The organism is Azospirillum sp. BE72 (genome assembly GCF_031455875.1).
Classification (GTDB): domain Bacteria; phylum Pseudomonadota; class Alphaproteobacteria; order Azospirillales; family Azospirillaceae; genus Azospirillum.
Map to the genome: position 1 here is coordinate 292,173 of NZ_JAVDTO010000001.1, position 16,676 is coordinate 308,848.

Consider the following 16,676-nt stretch of genomic DNA (forward strand, 5'->3'; position numbering starts at 1 on the left):
CCATGTGGCAGGCGTTGAAATCCGGGCAATCGCCGTCCATCTCTTCTTCATATCAAGGCTTTCCAAGAAGCAGCCCGCCGCTGCGCGGGGCAATTGCGGACCGCGCCGTGCTGTGACAGGGTGTCGGCACTTCCGCCAACAGCCCTGGCCCCAGCATCGGCATGCCCGCCCCCATCGAGGACATCATCGCCAAGGCGATCAAGGACGCCGACAAGTCCTTCTTCAACGAGGATTATGCCAAGCAGGCGAAGGCGGTGACCGCCGCGCTGAAGAAGGCGGGGTACGAGGTGGCGCCGGTGAAGCCGCCGCCGGGCTTGGTCGAATGGGCCAAGGACAACATTCCGTTCGGCCGTCTTCGTCCGGCGGAACTGATTACGCAGATGTACTCGATGATGGTCGAGAACGTGCGCCGCTTCGACAAGTAGCGGCGGCTCAAGCTGGACAGCCTCCGACTGGCCCCATTCGCTGGTATTACCACAGGACTGGAAGGCCGTTTCTTTTCAGCCACTTCCCGCGCTGCGCCAAAATCGTCACACCAGCACTTTCGGCCACCCCCCGCCGTTGACTCGGCTGCTGCGGGAGCGTAATTCATTGCGCCAACCAATAGGACGGACAGCCGTCCCAAAAGGGCACGCACCACCCAGCCGCCGCGGCAATCGTCATGTTGCGCCGCGCCCGGCCGCGAACAGAGGACGACGCAATGGCAAACGGCAGCGGTCGGCCGCTCTCCCCGCACCTTCAAGTCTATAAACTCCCGTTGACCGCAGTCATGTCCATCACGCACCGCATCACGGGCGTCGGGCTGGCTGTGGGCACGCTTCTGCTGGTCTGGTGGCTGGTCGCCGCCGCCGCCGGTCCGCAGGCGTTCGCACGCGCGCAGGGGTTCATCGGCTCCTTCTTCGGCCTGCTCCTGATGTTCGGCTGGACGGCGGCGCTGTACTACCACCTGTGCAACGGCATCCGCCATCTGGTCTGGGACGCCGGCAAGTCGTTCGAACTGACCGACGCCGACCGCAACAACAAGGTCGTCCTCGGCGCGACGGCGGTGCTGACCGTGCTGACCTGGATCGTCGGCCTGGCCGCGTGGTGAGGAGATAAGACATGGCGTCCAATAGCAAGACCCTCCGTTCGCCGCTGCAGGTCGCGCGCGGTCTGGGTTCCGCCAAGCACGGCACCGAACATTGGTGGTCACAGCGCCTGACCGCGATCGCCCTGGTCCCGCTGACCGTCTGGTTCGTCTTCGGGGTCATCGGCCATCTGGGTGCCGACCACGCCGCCTTCGTCGCCTGGATGAAGTCGCCCTTCTCGGCCGTCATGATGGTCCTCACCGCCGTGGTCACCTTCCACCACGCCCAGTCCGGGCTGCAGGTGGTCATCGAGGACTACGTGCATGTCGAATGGCAGAAGATGGCGCTGATCATCGGCGTCAAGTTCCTGTCCTTCGCCCTGGCGGCCGCCTGCGTGCTGGCCGTCGTGAAGATCTTCATCGGAGCCTGACGACCATGGCGACCGCCTACAACATCATCGACCACACCTATGACGTCGTCGTCGTCGGCGCCGGCGGCGCCGGTCTGCGCGCCACCTTCGGCATGGCCGAAAAGGGCCTGAAGACCGCCTGCATCACCAAGGTGTTCCCGACCCGCAGCCACACCGTGGCGGCGCAGGGCGGCATCTCCGCCGCGCTCGGCAACATGGGCGAGGACGACTGGCGCTACCACATGTACGACACCGTGAAGGGGTCGGACTGGCTGGGCGACCAGGACGCCATCGAGTACATGTGCCGCGAGGCCATTCCGGCGATCATCGAGCTGGAGCACTACGGCGTGCCCTTCTCGCGCACGCCCGAAGGCAAGATCTACCAGCGCGCCTTCGGCGGCATGACCGCGCAGTACGGCAAGACCCAGGCCTACCGGACCTGCGCCGCCGCCGACCGCACCGGCCACGCCATCCTGCACACCCTCTACCAGCAGTCGCTGAAGCATGAGGCGGAGTTCTTCGTCGAATACTTCGCGCTCGACCTCATCATGGAGGACGGCGTCTGCAAGGGCGTGCTGGCCTGGAACCTGGACGACGGCACGCTGCACCGCTTCCGCGGCCAGCTGGTGGTGCTGGCGACCGGCGGCTATGGCCGCGCCTATTTCTCGGCGACCTCGGCCCACACCTGCACCGGCGACGGCGGCGGCATGATCCTGCGCGCCGGCCTGCCGCTGCAGGACATGGAGTTCGTGCAGTTCCACCCGACCGGCATCTACGGCTCCGGCTGCCTCATCACCGAGGGCGTGCGCGGCGAGGGCGGCTACCTGACCAACTCCAACGGCGAGCGCTTCATGGAGCGCTATGCCCCGTCGGCCAAGGATCTGGCGTCGCGCGACGTCGTGTCCCGCTCGATGACCATCGAGATCCGCGAAGGCCGCGGCGTGGGTGAGCACAAGGACCACATCCACCTGCACCTGGAGCATCTCCCGCCGGAGATCATCCACCAGCGCCTGCCCGGCATCGCCGAGACGGCCAAGATCTTCGCCGGCGTGGACGTGACCAAAGAGCCGATCCCGGTTCTGCCGACCGTCCACTACAACATGGGCGGCATCCCGACCAACGTTCACTGCGAGGTGCTGTCTCCGACCGCCGAAAACCCGGACCAGGTGGTGCCGGGCCTGATGGCGATCGGCGAGGCGGCCTGCGTGTCGGTGCACGGCGCCAACCGCCTGGGCTCCAACTCGCTGCTCGATCTGGTGGTGTTCGGCCGTGCGGCCGCCATCCGCGCCGCCGAGATCGTCCAGCCGGGCAAGGCCCCGTCGGTCAAGCCGGATGCTTGCGACAAGGCGCTGGAGCGGTTCGACCGCATCCGCAACGCCAAGGGCTCGATCAAGTCGGCCGACCTGCGGCTGGACATGCAGCGGACGATGCAGAACAACTGCGCCGTCTTCCGCACCGGCGAGGTCCTGGACGAGGGCGTGAAGAAGATCGACGCGGTCTATGCCAAGAAGGGCGAGATCGCCATCTCCGACCGTTCGCTGGTCTGGAACTCCGATCTGGTCGAGGCGCTGGAACTGGACAACCTGCTGGGTCAGGCGGTCGCCACCCTGCATTCCGCCCAGAACCGTCCGGAAAGCCGCGGCGCGCATGCGCGTGAAGACTATCCGAACCGCGACGACGAAGGCTGGATGAAGCACACCGTCATCTGGGTCGCGGACAACGGCGAGACGAAGATCGATTACCGCCCGGTCCACATGTACACCCTGACCGACGAGGTCGAGGTCTTCCCGCCCAAGGCCCGCGTGTACTAAGGCCCGCCGGATAAAGGAAATCAGCCATGGTTGAATTCAACCTGCCAGCCAACTCCAAGGTCGGCGTCGGCAAGACCGTCAACGTCGCGAACGGCGCCAAGCGGGCCAAGAGCTTCAAGATCTACCGCTGGAACCCGGACGACGGCCAGAACCCGCGCGTCGACACCTATGTGGTCGACCTCGACAAGTTCGGGCCGATGATCCTCGACGCGATCATCTACATCAAGAACCAGGTCGACAGCACCCTGACCTTCCGCCGGTCCTGCCGCGAGGGCATCTGCGGGTCGTGCGCGATGAACATCGACGGCACGAACACGCTGGCCTGCCTGAAGGCGATCGACGAGGTTCCGGGCGACGTCAAGATCTACCCGCTGCCGCACATGCCGGTGGTGAAGGATCTGGTCCCCGACCTGAAGCACATCTACGCCCAGCTCGCCTCGATCAAGCCGTGGCTGCAGTCGCAGTCGCCGGCCCCGAGCCGCGAGCGGCTGCAGTCGCCGGAGGACCGCGCCAAGCTGGACGGCCTCTACGAGTGCATCCTGTGCTTCTGCTGCTCGACCTCCTGCCCCAGCTACTGGTGGAACGGCGACCGTTACCTCGGCCCGTCGATCCTGCTCCAGGCCTATCGCTGGATCGTCGACAGCCGCGACGAGATGACGGGCGAGCGCCTCGACAACCTCGAGGACCCGTTCCGTCTCTATCGCTGCCACACCATCATGAACTGCACCAAGGCGTGCCCGAAGGGTCTGAACCCCGCCAAGGCCATCGCCGAGATCAAGAAGCTGATGGTCGTGCGCCGCTGATCGCGGGCAGCGTCTGCGACAAGGAAAAAGGCGTCCCTCCGGGGGCGCCTTTTTCGTTTTGCGGCCTCAGACGAAGTCCGGGTCGGTCGGGCGCGACGGCGGCAGATCGTTGCCGGGGGCCGGACTGTCGGTGGTGCCGGGGCCGCCGGGGTCGGGCAGGTCGGGAGCGTCGGTTACCGGAACGTCGACGACGGGGGTATCCTCGTGCGGGCCGGGGAATGGACCGCCGGACAGGATGGACGGGGCGGCGCTGAGGCCGGGGGCGGTGATCGGCATGGGATGCTTCCCCTCTGCTGGTCGTTGGCGGTCGCTTGCTCTTCCCTATCAACGGGCGAATCCGCAATCCGCTCCCTCGCACGGGACAATTGCGTGCGGACCGGTTGACCGGCGGCGGCGAGGGGGTATGCTCTTCGGAGATCACCAACGACGACGAACCACCAATGGGCGGCGCGAACCGGCGTCGCCCAGCGGGCGAACACATTTCTATCCTAGGGAAGGACCAATCATGGGCGGCATGGCAGGCCAGGCGTGGAGCTGGATCCAGGGCGAGTGGGTGGAGGGCAATCCGCCGATCGTCGGACCTCTGTCCCACACGCTGTGGCTCTCTTCGACGGTCTTCGACGGCGCGCGCGCCTTCCAGGGCGTGGCCCCCGACCTGGATCTGCACTGCGCCCGCGCCATCCGTTCGGCCCAGGTGCTGGGCCTGGAGCCGATGGTCACCGCCGGCGAGATCGAGGAGCTGTGCTGGGACGGCATCCGCCGCTTCCCCAAGGACGCGGAGCTGTACATCCGCCCGATGTTCTACGCCGATGACGGCTTCGTCGCCCCGGCGCCGGAGAGCACGCGCTTCGTCCTGTCGATCTACGAGGACCCGTTGCCGCAGCCGACCGGCTTCGCCGCCTGCATTTCCACCCGCCGCCGCCCGATCCCGACCATGGCCCCGACCGAGGCCAAGGCGGCGTGCCTGTATCCCAACGCCGGGCTGGCGCTGACCGAGGCGCGCAAGCGCGGCTTTCAGAACGCCATCATGCTGGACGCCATCGGCAATGTGGCGGAGTTCGCGACGTCCAACATCTTCATCGCCAAGGACGGCGTGGTGCGCACCCCGGTGCCGAACGGCTGCTTCCTGAACGGCATCACCCGCCAGCGCGTCATCGCCCTGCTGCGGGGCGACGGCGTGACGGTGGAGGAATGCACCCTGACGCCCAAGGATCTGCTGGAGGCCGACGAGGTCTTCTCCACCGGCAACCACGCCAAATGCGTGCCGGTGACCAAGGTGGAGGACCGCAGTTTCGCGGCCGGTCCGATCTTCCAGCGGGCGCGGGCGCTTTACTGGGAATACGCGTTCCGCTGATCGAGCAGAGCAACCGCTGCCCGGCGGTGGTGGGCCAGCGTGGCGGCCAGACGGGCCAGCCACGCATCGGTCCGGCATGTCGCGGCGGTCAATGCGCCGCGGCGCCGGGCGGTGGCGAGGCGTGCTTCGGCCGCGAGCGTGCTGTGCAGGCGGAGCGTTGCGGCGCGTTTGACGGCGTTGGCACGGGCGGCGCCGCCGAGCAGGGCAGTGCGCAGCTCGGGCGTCGGCGGTCGGGCGTCATGGGTGCGGTGAAGGCTGTCCAGGCTTGCGGCGCGATCCATGGAATAGACGGTAGCGCCTGCCGGGGTGGGCGGTAAAGGGAAAATTTCCTAGGAAGGGTTGGCGTGCGGAGAAGGATTTTCCCCCACCCTAACCCTCCCCCGCTGGGCGGGGGAGGGTTAGGGTGGGGGTCTAACGTCGACAAAAGCGAGGTCTATCCCCGCACCCTCACTGGCTCGCCCAGATGATCCGCGCCATCCAGGCGACATCCGCCATCGGGATGATGCGGTCGGAGTGGGCGCGGTTGATCGACAGAAGCTCGATCTTGGTCGCGGTTTCGCGGATCAGTTGCTTGGCCATCACCTCGCCGCCCTTGGTGCGGACGACGACGCGGTCGTTGCGGCGGATTTGTGCCGCGGGGGAGACGATGATGGTGTCGCCGTCGCGATAGACCGGTTCCATGCTGTCGCCGGAAATCTCCAGCGCATAGGCATGCGGGTCGCCCAGACTGGGGAACAGCAGCTCGTCCCAGCCGCTGCCGGCGGGGAAGCCGGCGTCGTCGAAATAGCCGGCGGAACCCGCCTGGGCATAGCCGATCACCGGAACCCGCTGCAGCGGGGTGGTGCCCGCGCCGTCGCCGACCAGCGACACGAATTCCGACAGGGACGCGCCGGTGGCGTCCAGCACCTTGGAGATGCTTTCCGTCGATGGCCAGCGCAGCTTGCCGTCGCTGGTCGTGCGCTTGCTCTTGTTGAAGGTCGTCGGGTCCAGTCCGGCGCGCCGTGCCAGCCCGGAGGCGGAGAGCCCGTGCTGTGCCGCGAGGCGGTCGATGGCCCGCCAGATGTCCGTATGTTTCAGCATGGGACGATAATCTCATAAAGTGGCGACAGCGTCCCTAGGAACTTTTTCATAAATCTATTGACCGCGCTCATCGGCCGGAACATAACGCAAACAGATGGCGCGGCCGCAATCCTGGCCCGGCGCCGCTCTCTTTCAAGAATCCAAAGCCGCAAGGAGACCAGCATGCTGAGTCCGGCCGCCCCCGCTTTGCCCGCCACCCGCCTGTCCCACGTCGTTCGGCTGCAGGCCGAGCCTTACCGCGCCGATGGCGAGCCCTTCGCCGGGGCGGAGGAGGCGTGGTTCTGGGCGGTGCAGGCGCAGGATGCCAAGGCGGCCGGCGCGCGGATCGTCGCCGGGCGCGGGCTGGTCGAGCGGCCCTGCGAACCGCAGGACGTGCTGCGCGTGGTCGACCGGCTGTACCGGACGCGCAAGCTGCTGCGCGACCACCTGCATGTGCTGGTCCATTACGGCCGCCGCCAGAGCGCGCCGGAGCCCGACCGCTTCCGCGAACAGCGCGCCCATTCCCTGTGGCAGGAGGCCTTCGAGGTGATCGCCCCGGCCCTGCGCGAGAAAGGGATCGCGCGTTGACCGCCACCACCTGGACGGCGGCCTGGGTGGTCTATCGCGGGGAGGCGCCGCTGTGGTGGCTGCGGCTGCTGAAGCCGGGTTTCCGCCATTGCCTGGCCCTGCTGAACGACGGGCGGCGCTGGGTGGCGGTCGATCCGCTGGCGGGCTTCACCGACGTGGCGGTGCTGGACCTGCCGGCCGACTTCGATCTGCCGGGCTGGTACCGCGCCCGGGGGATGACGGTGGATCCCGCCCCGCTGCGCCGCCCCGACGGCCCCGCCCCCTGGGGACCCTTCACCTGCGTCGAGGCGGTCAAGCGCCTGATCGGCCTGCGCGCCCGCTGGGTGCTGACCCCCTGGCAACTGCACCGCCACCTGACCGGAGGAACCCGCGAATGCCCGCATCCGCAGCCGTGAAGCCCGCCGCCCGCCAGAGCAAGGACCTGTCCGAGCCGGAAGCCCTGCTGGAGCGCTACCGCGGCGCCCGCGAAAGCCGGGCCGTCTGGGAGAGCCACTGGCAGGACTGCTATGACCATGCGCTGCCCAACGGCCGGCCCTTCCGCGGCGGCGGAACGCCGGGCGAGCGGCGCGTCGACCGGCTGTTCGACGGCACCGCCCCCGATGCGGTGGAACAGCTGGCCGCCAGCCTGCTGTCGGAACTGACGCCGCCCTGGTCGCGCTGGTTCGGTTTCCAACCCGGTCCGGCACTGGTGGGGGCGGAGCGCGACCGCATCGCTCCGCTGCTCGACCGAGCCGCCGGGATCGTCCAGGCCCATTTCGACCGCTCCAACTTCGCGGTGGAGGTCCATCAGGCCTTCCTCGATCTCGTCACCGTCGGCACCGCCAGCCTCTTGATGGAGGAGGCCGCACCCGGCGCCCCGTCCAGCCTGCGCTTCACCGCCGTGCCGCTGGCCGAAGCGGTGCTGGAAGAGGGGCCGGACGGCCGGCTGGACGCCACCTTCCGGCGCAGCGAGGCGACGCTGGCCCAGATCCTCCGGCGCTTCCCCGGTGCGGATCTGCCCGACGAACTGCGCAAACAGGCGGCCGACGAACCCGACAGCCGCTTCCCCCTGGTCGAGGCGGTGCTGCCCGACGGCACGGCCTATCGCTGGGGGGTGGTGCTGGACAGCGGGCTGGCCGAGCCGTCCTGGCTGGCGCAGGGACGCTTCGCCCAGTCGCCCTTCGTCAATTTCCGTTGGCTGAAGGCGCCGGGGGAAACCTATGGCCGTTCGCCGGTGATGAAGGCACTGCCCGACATCAAGACCGCCAACAAGGTGGTGGAGCTGGTGCTGAAGAACGCCTCCATCGCCGTCACCGGCATCTGGCAGGCGGAGGATGACGGGGTGCTGAATCCCGCCACCGTCCGGCTGGTGCCCGGCACCATCATCCCGAAGGCGATGGGGTCGGCCGGGCTGACGCCGTTGGCCAACCCCGGCCGCTTCGACGTGTCTCAGCTGGTGCTGGACGACCTGCGCGGGCGCATCCGTCACGCGCTGCTGGTCGACCGGCTGGGGCCGGTGGAATCGGCGCGCATGACCGCGACCGAGGTGCTGGAGCGTTCGGTGGAGATGGCCCGGCTGCTCGGCGCCACCTATGGCCGGCTGCAGGCGGAGCTGATGACGCCGCTCCTGCTGCGGGCGGTGGCGATCCTGCGACGGCGCGGCGAGATCCCCGACATCACCGTGGATGGCCGTCTGGTGGAGTTGCAGCACCGCTCCCCGCTGGCCCAGGCGCAGGCGCAGCGCGACGTCCAGGCGACCCTGCGCTGGCTGGACAGCGTCAAGGCGCTGGGGCCGGAGGCGGAGACCGCGGTAGACGCGGCGGCGTCCGCCCGCTGGCTGGGCGAGGCCTTCGGTGTGCCGGCCAAGCTGATGCGGGCGGAACCCGCGGCGGCACCCGATGCCGCGGTTTCGAATGGTGCGGCACCCGATGCCGAGTTGTCCAATGGCTGAACCGCCGATGGTCGAACGGGCCGGCTGGGATTGGCTGGAGGCGCCGCCCCTGACCGGTCCGATCCCCGCCGCGGCGTCCGAATCCGATCCGGCGCCCAGCTTCGCCCGCTGTTTCGCCGGGGGCGACGGCGCGCGGGTGCTGGCGGTGCTGCGAGCGATGACGCTCGACCGCGCGCTGGGAGCCGACGCGCCGGAGGCGGCTCTGCGCCACCTCGAAGGACAGCGCCAACTGGTCGCCACCATCCTCGCGCTGGTCGCGCGCGGGCGGGCGGGCTGAACCGGCGGCATGTCCTTTCCCTTTTCCCCATCCTGCAGGAGTTGATGATGGCCGACACTTTGCTGACCGAGGCACCCGCCGCCGCACCCGCCGCCCCGCCTGCCGCCGCGGTCCCGCCGCTGCCGATTCCCGAGAAGTTCCGCGATCCCAAGACCGGCGCGCTGCGCGTCGAGGCGCTGCTGAAATCCTATCTGGAGCTGGAGCGCCGGCTTTCCCAATCCCAACAGCAGCCGGCCGAGTCGGCCGTGGTGCCTCCCGACCCCGTGTCCTTCGATCCGGCCAGCATCGATTTGTCCAACATCGATCCGGCGCAGCTTCGCCGTCTGATGGGTGCGCCGGAGTCGGCGGAAGGCTATTGCATTGCCTGCGACCATGGGCTGTTCCAGCCGGACCCGGAGATCAACGGTCGCCTGTTCGAGGCCGGCTATACCCCGGCGCAGGCCCAGCTTCTGTACGACCTTGCCGCCGAGCGGATGGTCCCGCTGATCCAGACCGTCGCCGCCGAGTTCCAGGCGGAACGGGAGGTCGAACGGCTGGTCGCCCGTTTCGGCGGCGAGGAGCGCTGGCGCGAGGTGTCGCGGCAGCTGCTGGGCTGGGCCGGCAAGACCTTGCCGCCGGCCGCGGTCGAAGGGCTGGCAACCTCCTACGAAGGTGTCATGGCGCTCTATTCGATGATGACCGGCAGCGAGCCGTCCGCCCTGTCGATGGCGGGAACCCGCCCCGGCGGCGGGGATGGCGAGGCGGAACTGCGCACCCTGATGCGTGATCCCCGCTATTGGCGCGACCGCGACCCGGCACTGATCGCCCGTGTCACCGAAGGCTTCCAGCGGCTCTATCCCAGCCAGGGATGAGCCGAGGACCGGACCGGTAAGGCTCTGACCGTCAACGCCGATCGCCTTTTGCCCGGCCGTCTTTCCGCTTTTGTGGAAGGAGATGGCCGGGCAAGTCCGCTTGAAACATCTCTTCCCACGATCGGTAATAATGCTGCCTGTGGGGCAAAGCGTCGCAGCCTGCAACCTTCGTATCGGTTGGACAGCTGTCTGTTGCGCATGCGAAGAAAAAATTGCATTGCGCGATTGAAATGAAGTCGCCACTTTCCACAAATGACTAACCGTCCGTTAACCTAACGGACAAGAGAGCGACGCCAGGCACGATGACGCTGCGCCGCAAAATTCGCTGGCTGACCTGGATCGGCCTGATCGGCTGCCTGATGGCGGCGATCCCGGCGCTTTACCTGCTGCGCCAGGGCATGATCGCCGAACGTGGACAGGTCGCGGCCGCGCTGGTGGATTCGGCGGGCGGGCTTCTGCGCGATCTGGACCGGTCGGCAGCGTCGGGCGCCATGTCGGCCGAGGAGGCGCGCGACCGGGCGCGGACGGCGCTGCGGGCGCTGGCGGCCAAGCCTTTCCATGTCACGATCTTCACCGACGGCATCGTCCCGCCCGGCTGGCCGCCGATGGATCGCTCCGTGACCGCCGAAGGCCGGTTCGAGCCCTGGGGCTGGGCCATCGCCGCCGCCGGCGACGTCGGCGATCTCGACCGGGCCTTCCTGGTGGAGGCGTCGGGATTCCTGCTGTTCCTGGCGGTGTTGCTGGTGCTGAGCTGGCCCGGATCGCTGTTCCTGTCGCAGCATGTCGTCGGCCCGCTGGAAATGCTGTCGGACCGCATGCGCCTGCTGACGGAGGGGCGGACCGACATCGACATCCCCGGCTGCGAGCGTCGCGACGAGTTCGGCGCGATGGCCCGCGCCATGGAGTTCTTCCGCCGCGCCGCCATCGCCCTGATCGAGCGGGACGAGCGGCTGGCCGGCATCATGAACAATGTCAGCGAGGCGATCCTGCTGGTCGATTCCCGCGGCCGGATCGAGGAGCACAATCCCGCCGCCGTCGCCCTGCTCGGCGTTCCAGCCGAAGACCTGCGCGGGCGTCCGCTGTCGAGCCTGTTCGCTGCCCCCGACCGCGCCCGGATCGATTCGCTGCTGGCCGATTTGGCCGTCGACCTTATCGGTGACGCCGCGACTGCTGCGCCGGTGCGGGAGCATGCGCTGGGGATCGAACGTCCCGGAGGCGGCGACCGCATCGACGCCTCGCTCAGCGTCTCGCCGCTGGTGGTGCGGGGGCGCCGCGGCTTCGTCTGCGCGCTGGCCGACGTGACCGACCGGCTGCGGCATGAGCGCGAGCTGATGCGGCTGGCCACCCGCGACCGGCTGACCGGACTGCCCAACCGGGCGATGATCGAATCGCTGCTGGAGACGGCGGTGGAGCGCAGCCATCGCAACCGCCGCCCCTTCGCCGTGCTGTGCCTGGACCTGTCGCGCTTCAAGCTGATCACCGATACGCTGGGTCATCAGGCGGGTGATGCGCTGCTGCAGGAGGTGGCCCGGCGGGTCGCCGCCGCCGTCCGCCCGGACGATCCGGTCGGCCGCATCGGTACCGACGATTTCGCCGTGATCATCGAGGAGATCGGCGGCGCCCAGGAGGCTGCGGCCATCGCCGAACGCATCCTCGATTCCTTCGACGCTCCGGTCACCCTGCCGGGCTGCGAACATTATGTCCGCCCGGCGGTGGGCATCGCCGTCTACCCCGACAATCTGGCGGGTGCGGCGGGCTGGGACGCGACGGGCGACATCATGGACCCGCAGGCGTTGCTGCGCGCCGCCGAAACGGCGCTCTATGCCGCCAAGCGGATGGGCGGGCGCCGCTATGCCTTCTTCCGCCCCGAACTGGCCGAACAGGCGCGGCGTCAGCTGGCGCTGGACGGCGACCTGCGCGCGGCGCTGGCGCTGAAGCAGTTCCGCCTGCACTACCAGCCCAAGGTGTCGCTGATCGACTTCTCGCTGGAGGGTTTCGAGGCGCTGCTGCGCTGGGAAAAGCCGGGGGAGGGGCAAGAGCGGGGAGTGATGATCCCGCCCGGCGAGTTCATTCCCGTGGCGGAGGAGACCGGCTTCATCGTCCCGCTCGGCGATTGGGTGCTGGACGAGGCCTGCCGGCAGATGCGCGAGTGGCTGGATGCGGGCATGGAGCCGGTCCCGGTCGCCGTCAACATCTCGCCCAAGCATCTGCGCAACCGCAGCGCCGATGATTTCCAGCGCATCATCGACCGTCATGGCCTGCCTCCCGGCCTGATCGAGCTGGAGATCACCGAGGGGGCCGTGATGCAGGACCTCGACCATGCGCTGGGCGTGCTGGCGGCGCTGAAGGCGATGGGCATCCGGGTGGCGGTGGACGATTTCGGCACCGGCCATTCCAGCTTGAGCTATCTGAAGCGGCTGCCGATCACCACGCTGAAGATCGACCGTTCCTTCATCAACGGCGTGCCGAACGAGCGCGAGGACGCCGGCATCGTGTCCACCATCATCGCCATGGCCGACATGCTGGGCCTGCATGTGGTCGCCGAAGGGGTGGAGAAGACCGAGCAGGCCAATTTCCTGCGCCACCACAACTGCACCCAAGTGCAGGGCTGGCTGACCGGCCGCCCGGTGCCGGCGGACGCCGCCTGCGGCCTGCTGACGGAGCGGCTGCGCCAGACCGCGTAGTCAGGAGGGAGCTTGGTCCTCAGGCGCCTTCTTGCGCCGCGGACGCGGGACCGTCAGTTCGGCCAGGGTGACGGGACGGAAATTCCAGACATCGACGCCGACGTCGATCTGCCGCGGCTGCGGCTTCAACTGGCCGTGGCTGTGGCCGTGCAGGTTCAGCGCCTTGCGGTGCATGCCGTTCCAGGTGCGGAAGGCGTAATGGCACATCACCAGATCGACGCCGTCCAGCGTCAGTTCGGCGTAATGCTGCACGCTGGCCCAGCCCGGCAGCGCAAGCGTGGCCGTGCCGTCATTGTTGCCGGCGACCAGGTGCTTGGCGCCGTTCAGCCGGCCGAGCAGATCCGCCATGGCGTCCGGCCGCATGTGCAGGGCGAAGTCGCCGAGGTGCCAGACCTCGTCTTCGGGGCCGACGATGGCGTTCCAGTTGGCCTCCATCGCCGCGTCCATCTCGGCCATGGAGTCGAAGGGGCGGCGGAAACGCCCGCGGGCGCCGCCATGGCCGAAATGGGTGTCGGAGGTGAAATAGACGGTCATCGACCGGTCAACGCCGCTGCGCGGCGGGCGGTTCCCCGCACCAGGGTCTCACCCGCCGCGCGCCGGTTCGAAGGCTTTAGTGCTTGTGATCGTCCGCCGCCGGATCGAGGAAGCGGTGCAGGTGGACGATGTAGTAGCGGGTGTGGGCGTCGTCGATGGTCTGGCCGGTGGCACCGCGCCATGCCTTGTAGGCGTCCTCGTAGCTCGGGAAGATGCCGACGATGTGCAGCTTCGACGGATCGACGAACTGGTCCGTGTCCGGACGCACGAGTTCGCCGCCGAACACGAGGTGGAGGAGCTGTTTGTCGGGCATGGCCTTTGAGTCCTTGTAACCGGGGGTGAAGGGGAATTACGGCTGTCTTTGCGCCGGCAGGCCGGCTGATGCGTCGCATTCTCATATCCGCCGGCCGGGCGGTGCTTCAAGCCTGTTGACAGGCCATTCGACCGATGCCACCACGGGACTGCGGCATTTCCAGGATCAGGACAAAGAATCCGTCCCTTTGCCGCAGATGACAAGCGCCGAAAATACGGCTGAACACTGCGAGGATCGAGCGATGGCAAGTGGTCATACCGCGACTCGGGAGAAACATGGGCGTGAGGTTCGGGTCTGGGACCTGCCGACCCGGCTGTTTCATTGGGGGCTGGTCGCCGCGGTGGCTGTCGCGATTCTGTCAGCCGAGCTTGGTATGCTTTCCATTCATATGTTGGCGGGGGAAACAGTTCTGATACTGGTGCTGTTCCGGCTGGGCTGGGGCGTGGTGGGCAGCCAGACCGCGCGATTTGCCGATTTCGTAAAGGGGCCGGGCGCCATCCTGGACTATCTGAAGCGATCGCGGGCAGGTGGGGAAGCCGCCTTCACCCTGGGCCACAACCCGCTGGGCGCACTGATGGTGGTGGCGCTGCTGCTGATCCTGCTGGTCCAGGCGACGAGCGGCCTGTTCACCAGCGACGACATCCTGGTCGACGGTCCGCTGGTGCCGATGGCCTCCGGCGCCACGGTGGCGGCGCTGAGTTCGGTCCACCGCCTGCTGGCCAACGGCATCTTCGTGCTGATCGGTCTGCATGTGGTGGCCGTGTTCTTCTACCTGCTGATCAAGAGGGACAATTTGATCCGGCCGATGGTGACCGGCCGCAAGAGTCTGCCCGGCCGTGTCGCGACGTCGGAACCGCGGCGTGCCCCGGCGGCGCTGGCGCTGGCGATCCTGGTCGCGTCGGCTGGATTGGTCTTTCTGGTGCTGCGCGCCGCCGGCTGATCCCGCGTCTTCGCCGGGCGTTTTCCCCGGGCGTTTTTCCCATGGGGCAGCCATATGCCATTGGTTGTGTGCGACAACTCGTCGTCTATGGCCGGACGCCTGCTTGTCTAGAATGACTCCAGATTGATCCGAGCCAAACCTCAACGAACCAATGACGCCGGCCCGACTTCCGGGATCGATCGACCTTTGCCTGATTGAAGCCGAAGGTTGTGGAGGATGTCGGCCGTGCCGGGGGACAGCCAGCCATGCACGCACAATCCGGACATCGCCCGACCGCAGCGCTGAAAGGCCTGCTGATCGGGACCGCCACAGCCCTGGGCATCCTTGCCGCGACCGCCGGTGCCGCACCGGCCGCCGATCCGCCCGCGGCTGGCGACGCCCTGATGGGCCGTGCGCGCGAAATGTTCAAGCCGCTGCCCGCCACCCTGCCGGCGATTCGCAACAATGCGGTCACGCGCGAGAAGATCGAACTCGGCAAGATGCTGTTCTTCGATCCGCGCCTGTCGGCCAGCGGCATCTTCTCGTGCAACAGCTGCCACAATCTCGGCCTCGGCGGCGTCGACGGGCTGGAGACCTCGGTCGGCCATGGCTGGCAGAAGGGTCCGCGCAACGCGCCGACCGTGCTGAACGCCGTGCTGAACGTCGCCCAGTTCTGGGACGGCCGTGCGGAAGACCTGAAGGCCCAGGCCAAGGGGCCGATCCAGGCCGGCGTGGAGATGAACAGCACGCCTGACCGCGTCATGGCCGTGCTGAACAGCATCCCCGCCTACAAGGCCAAATTCGCCGACGCCTTCCCGAACGAGAAGGATCCGGTGACCTTCGACAATGTCGCCATGGCGATCGAGGCGTTCGAAGCGACGCTGACCACCCCCGCCTCTCCCTTCGACCAGTATCTGGAGGGCAAGGCGGACGCGCTGACCGGCACGCAGAAGGCCGGGCTGGAGCTGTTCATCGACAAGGGCTGCGCCGGCTGCCACAACGGCGTCAATGTCGGCGGCCACGATTACTTCCCCTTCGGCGTCGTGACCCGTCCGGGGGCGGAGATCCTGCCGCCGGGCGACAAGGGCCGCTTCGCCGTCACCAAGACCGCCGACGACGAATATGTCTTCCGCGCGCCCACCCTGCGCAACGTCACGCTGACCGCCCCCTATTTCCATTCCGGCAAGGTGTGGGATCTGCGCCAGGCGGTGGCGGTGATGGGGTCGAGCCAGCTCGGCGCCACCCTGTCCGACCAGGAGATCGACAAGATCACCGCCTTCCTGACGACGCTGACCGGCCAGCAGCCGCGCGTCGAGTATCCGTTGCTGCCGGCCAGCACGCCGGCCACGCCGCAGCCCGTGTTCAAGTAAAGGCTCGGGCAGGGTTCCGGTAATGGAAAAGCCCTTCCCCAGGTCGGTGGGGAAGGGCTTTTTCCGTCTGGCCGGCGTCCTTCGGAGCTGCCGCTTATTCGGAGCGGTAGCGCTGGTGGCAGGCCTTGCAGGTGTCGGCCATGGCGCCGAACGCAGTGCCCGTCGCGGCCTTGTCACCCGAGGCGGCGGCGACCTTCAGCGCCTTGGCGGCGGTCTGCGTGTCCTGCGCCTTGGCGGTGAAGTCCGGGAAGTTCGCCCAGATCACTTCCTTGGCCGCCGTCTTGCCCTTGTCGGAGCCGGGCGGGAACAGGCCGGGGATCTTGGCGGCGAAGGCGTCGATGCGGTCGGCCACCGGACCGATGGCGGCCAGATCGCCCTTGCCCACCGCGTCCTTGATCTCGCCCATCGCCTTCTTGTAGTCCTCGAACCCGGCCTTGCGGGTCTGGATGACGTCCTGAGCGAAAGCGACGCCGCCGGTCAGCATCAGCGCGGCCGAGGCCGCAAGCACTATACGGGAAAACACGGTTCTTATCCCTTCTTTGAATTCAGTTCCCCACGCCAGACTTTACACACGGTTAGGCCGAAAATGTCAAGTGAAGTAGGAATGAAATGTTTTGGACCATCATGGTATTCATTTGTATCGTAAGAAATTATGCTGCGCATGGTGAGGGTGGTATTTGGTAATTTCGCAGGCTCCATCCGAAGGA

At 67.7% G+C, this 16,676-nt stretch carries 20 protein-coding genes; 14 read left to right on the forward strand and 6 right to left on the reverse strand.

The annotated features are described in order from the left end of the window. The first annotated feature begins 161 nt into the window (after positions 1–161). The 5 genes from J2Y49_RS01425 to J2Y49_RS01445 all read left to right on the forward strand — a co-directional run bounded on the left by J2Y49_RS01425 (position 162) and on the right by J2Y49_RS01445 (position 4,090). Positions 162–425, forward strand: a complete 264-nt coding sequence (locus tag J2Y49_RS01425) for a hypothetical protein (RefSeq protein ID WP_014248979.1) — start codon at positions 162–164, stop codon at positions 423–425. 275 nt (positions 426–700) lie between these two features. Continuing rightward, positions 701–1,090: a succinate dehydrogenase, cytochrome b556 subunit gene (gene sdhC / locus J2Y49_RS01430; RefSeq protein ID WP_310111286.1), complete on the forward strand. Its 390-nt coding sequence runs from the start codon at positions 701–703 to the stop codon at positions 1,088–1,090. An 11-nt stretch (positions 1,091–1,101) separates the two neighbouring features. Beyond that, on the forward strand, positions 1,102–1,497 hold the full coding sequence (gene sdhD, locus J2Y49_RS01435; RefSeq protein ID WP_111067317.1) for a succinate dehydrogenase, hydrophobic membrane anchor protein: 396 nt from the start codon (positions 1,102–1,104) through the stop codon (positions 1,495–1,497). Between the two features lie 5 nt (positions 1,498–1,502). Continuing rightward, entirely contained in the window at positions 1,503–3,287 is a 1,785-nt protein-coding gene (gene sdhA / locus J2Y49_RS01440; RefSeq protein ID WP_149223902.1) for a succinate dehydrogenase flavoprotein subunit, read from the forward strand. A 26-nt stretch (positions 3,288–3,313) separates the two neighbouring features. Further along, positions 3,314–4,090: a succinate dehydrogenase iron-sulfur subunit gene (locus J2Y49_RS01445; RefSeq protein ID WP_014248975.1), complete on the forward strand. Its 777-nt coding sequence runs from the start codon at positions 3,314–3,316 to the stop codon at positions 4,088–4,090. A 66-nt stretch (positions 4,091–4,156) separates the two neighbouring features. Here the strand turns inward: J2Y49_RS01445 and J2Y49_RS01450 are convergent, their stop codons facing one another. Next, positions 4,157–4,366, reverse strand: a complete 210-nt coding sequence (locus J2Y49_RS01450) for a hypothetical protein (protein ID WP_310111294.1) — start codon at positions 4,364–4,366, stop codon at positions 4,157–4,159. Positions 4,367–4,595: 229 nt separating this feature from the next. Here J2Y49_RS01450 and J2Y49_RS01455 point away from each other — a divergent pair, with 229 nt between their 5' ends. Next, positions 4,596–5,444, forward strand: coding sequence for a branched-chain amino acid aminotransferase (locus tag J2Y49_RS01455; RefSeq protein WP_310111296.1), 849 nt, complete (start codon positions 4,596–4,598; stop codon positions 5,442–5,444). Here J2Y49_RS01455 and J2Y49_RS01460 read toward each other — a convergent pair. After that, the gene (locus J2Y49_RS01460; protein ID WP_310111300.1) at positions 5,420–5,725 is read right to left on the reverse strand and encodes a hypothetical protein; all 306 of its coding nucleotides are present in this window, start codon (positions 5,723–5,725) and stop codon (positions 5,420–5,422) included. The two genes, J2Y49_RS01455 and J2Y49_RS01460, sit on opposite strands and share 25 nt — an antisense overlap. Positions 5,726–5,891: 166 nt before the next feature. Further along, complete coding sequence (locus J2Y49_RS01465) at positions 5,892–6,524, reverse strand: helix-turn-helix transcriptional regulator (RefSeq protein WP_310111303.1); 633 nt, start codon at positions 6,522–6,524, stop codon at positions 5,892–5,894. A 162-nt stretch (positions 6,525–6,686) separates the two neighbouring features. On the opposite strand from J2Y49_RS01465, the gene J2Y49_RS01470 reads away from it, so the two are divergent. From J2Y49_RS01470 to J2Y49_RS01495, 6 genes are all read left to right on the forward strand, one after another. Then, entirely contained in the window at positions 6,687–7,091 is a 405-nt protein-coding gene (locus J2Y49_RS01470; protein WP_310111305.1) for a hypothetical protein, read from the forward strand. Then, a complete protein-coding gene (locus J2Y49_RS01475; RefSeq protein WP_310111307.1) occupies positions 7,088–7,486 on the forward strand; it encodes a hypothetical protein in 399 nt (132 codons plus the stop codon). Before J2Y49_RS01470 ends, J2Y49_RS01475 begins: the two co-directional genes overlap by 4 nt. Further along, positions 7,465–9,021: a portal protein gene (locus tag J2Y49_RS01480; RefSeq protein WP_310111309.1), complete on the forward strand. Its 1,557-nt coding sequence runs from the start codon at positions 7,465–7,467 to the stop codon at positions 9,019–9,021. The genes J2Y49_RS01475 and J2Y49_RS01480 overlap by 22 nt, the downstream gene beginning before the upstream one ends. Then, complete coding sequence (locus J2Y49_RS01485; RefSeq protein WP_310111312.1) at positions 9,014–9,298, forward strand: hypothetical protein; 285 nt, start codon at positions 9,014–9,016, stop codon at positions 9,296–9,298. Before J2Y49_RS01480 ends, J2Y49_RS01485 begins: the two co-directional genes overlap by 8 nt. Before the next feature lie 47 nt (positions 9,299–9,345). Next, complete coding sequence (locus tag J2Y49_RS01490; RefSeq protein ID WP_310111315.1) at positions 9,346–10,149, forward strand: capsid assembly protein; 804 nt, start codon at positions 9,346–9,348, stop codon at positions 10,147–10,149. Between the two features lie 302 nt (positions 10,150–10,451). After that, positions 10,452–12,833 carry an EAL domain-containing protein gene (locus J2Y49_RS01495; RefSeq protein WP_310111318.1) on the forward strand — a complete coding sequence of 794 codons (2,382 nt, stop codon included), beginning with the start codon at positions 10,452–10,454 and terminating at the stop codon, positions 12,831–12,833. Here the strand turns inward: J2Y49_RS01495 and J2Y49_RS01500 are convergent, their stop codons facing one another. Further along, positions 12,834–13,367, reverse strand: a complete 534-nt coding sequence (locus tag J2Y49_RS01500; RefSeq protein WP_310111320.1) for a metallophosphoesterase family protein — start codon at positions 13,365–13,367, stop codon at positions 12,834–12,836. Between the two features lie 76 nt (positions 13,368–13,443). Continuing rightward, on the reverse strand, positions 13,444–13,680 hold the full coding sequence (locus tag J2Y49_RS01505; RefSeq protein WP_085090438.1) for a DUF4170 domain-containing protein: 237 nt from the start codon (positions 13,678–13,680) through the stop codon (positions 13,444–13,446). Positions 13,681–13,921: 241 nt separating this feature from the next. On the opposite strand from J2Y49_RS01505, the gene J2Y49_RS01510 reads away from it, so the two are divergent. Together J2Y49_RS01510 and J2Y49_RS01515 are read left to right on the forward strand one after the other, a co-directional pair. Next, complete coding sequence (locus J2Y49_RS01510; RefSeq protein WP_310111328.1) at positions 13,922–14,620, forward strand: cytochrome b/b6 domain-containing protein; 699 nt, start codon at positions 13,922–13,924, stop codon at positions 14,618–14,620. Between the two features lie 245 nt (positions 14,621–14,865). Further along, complete coding sequence (locus J2Y49_RS01515; protein WP_310111332.1) at positions 14,866–15,969, forward strand: cytochrome-c peroxidase; 1,104 nt, start codon at positions 14,866–14,868, stop codon at positions 15,967–15,969. A gap of 94 nt (positions 15,970–16,063) precedes the next feature. Here J2Y49_RS01515 and J2Y49_RS01520 read toward each other — a convergent pair whose 3' ends face one another. Then, entirely contained in the window at positions 16,064–16,492 is a 429-nt protein-coding gene (locus J2Y49_RS01520) for a cytochrome c (RefSeq protein ID WP_310111334.1), read from the reverse strand. Between the last annotated feature and the right edge of the window lie 184 nt (positions 16,493–16,676).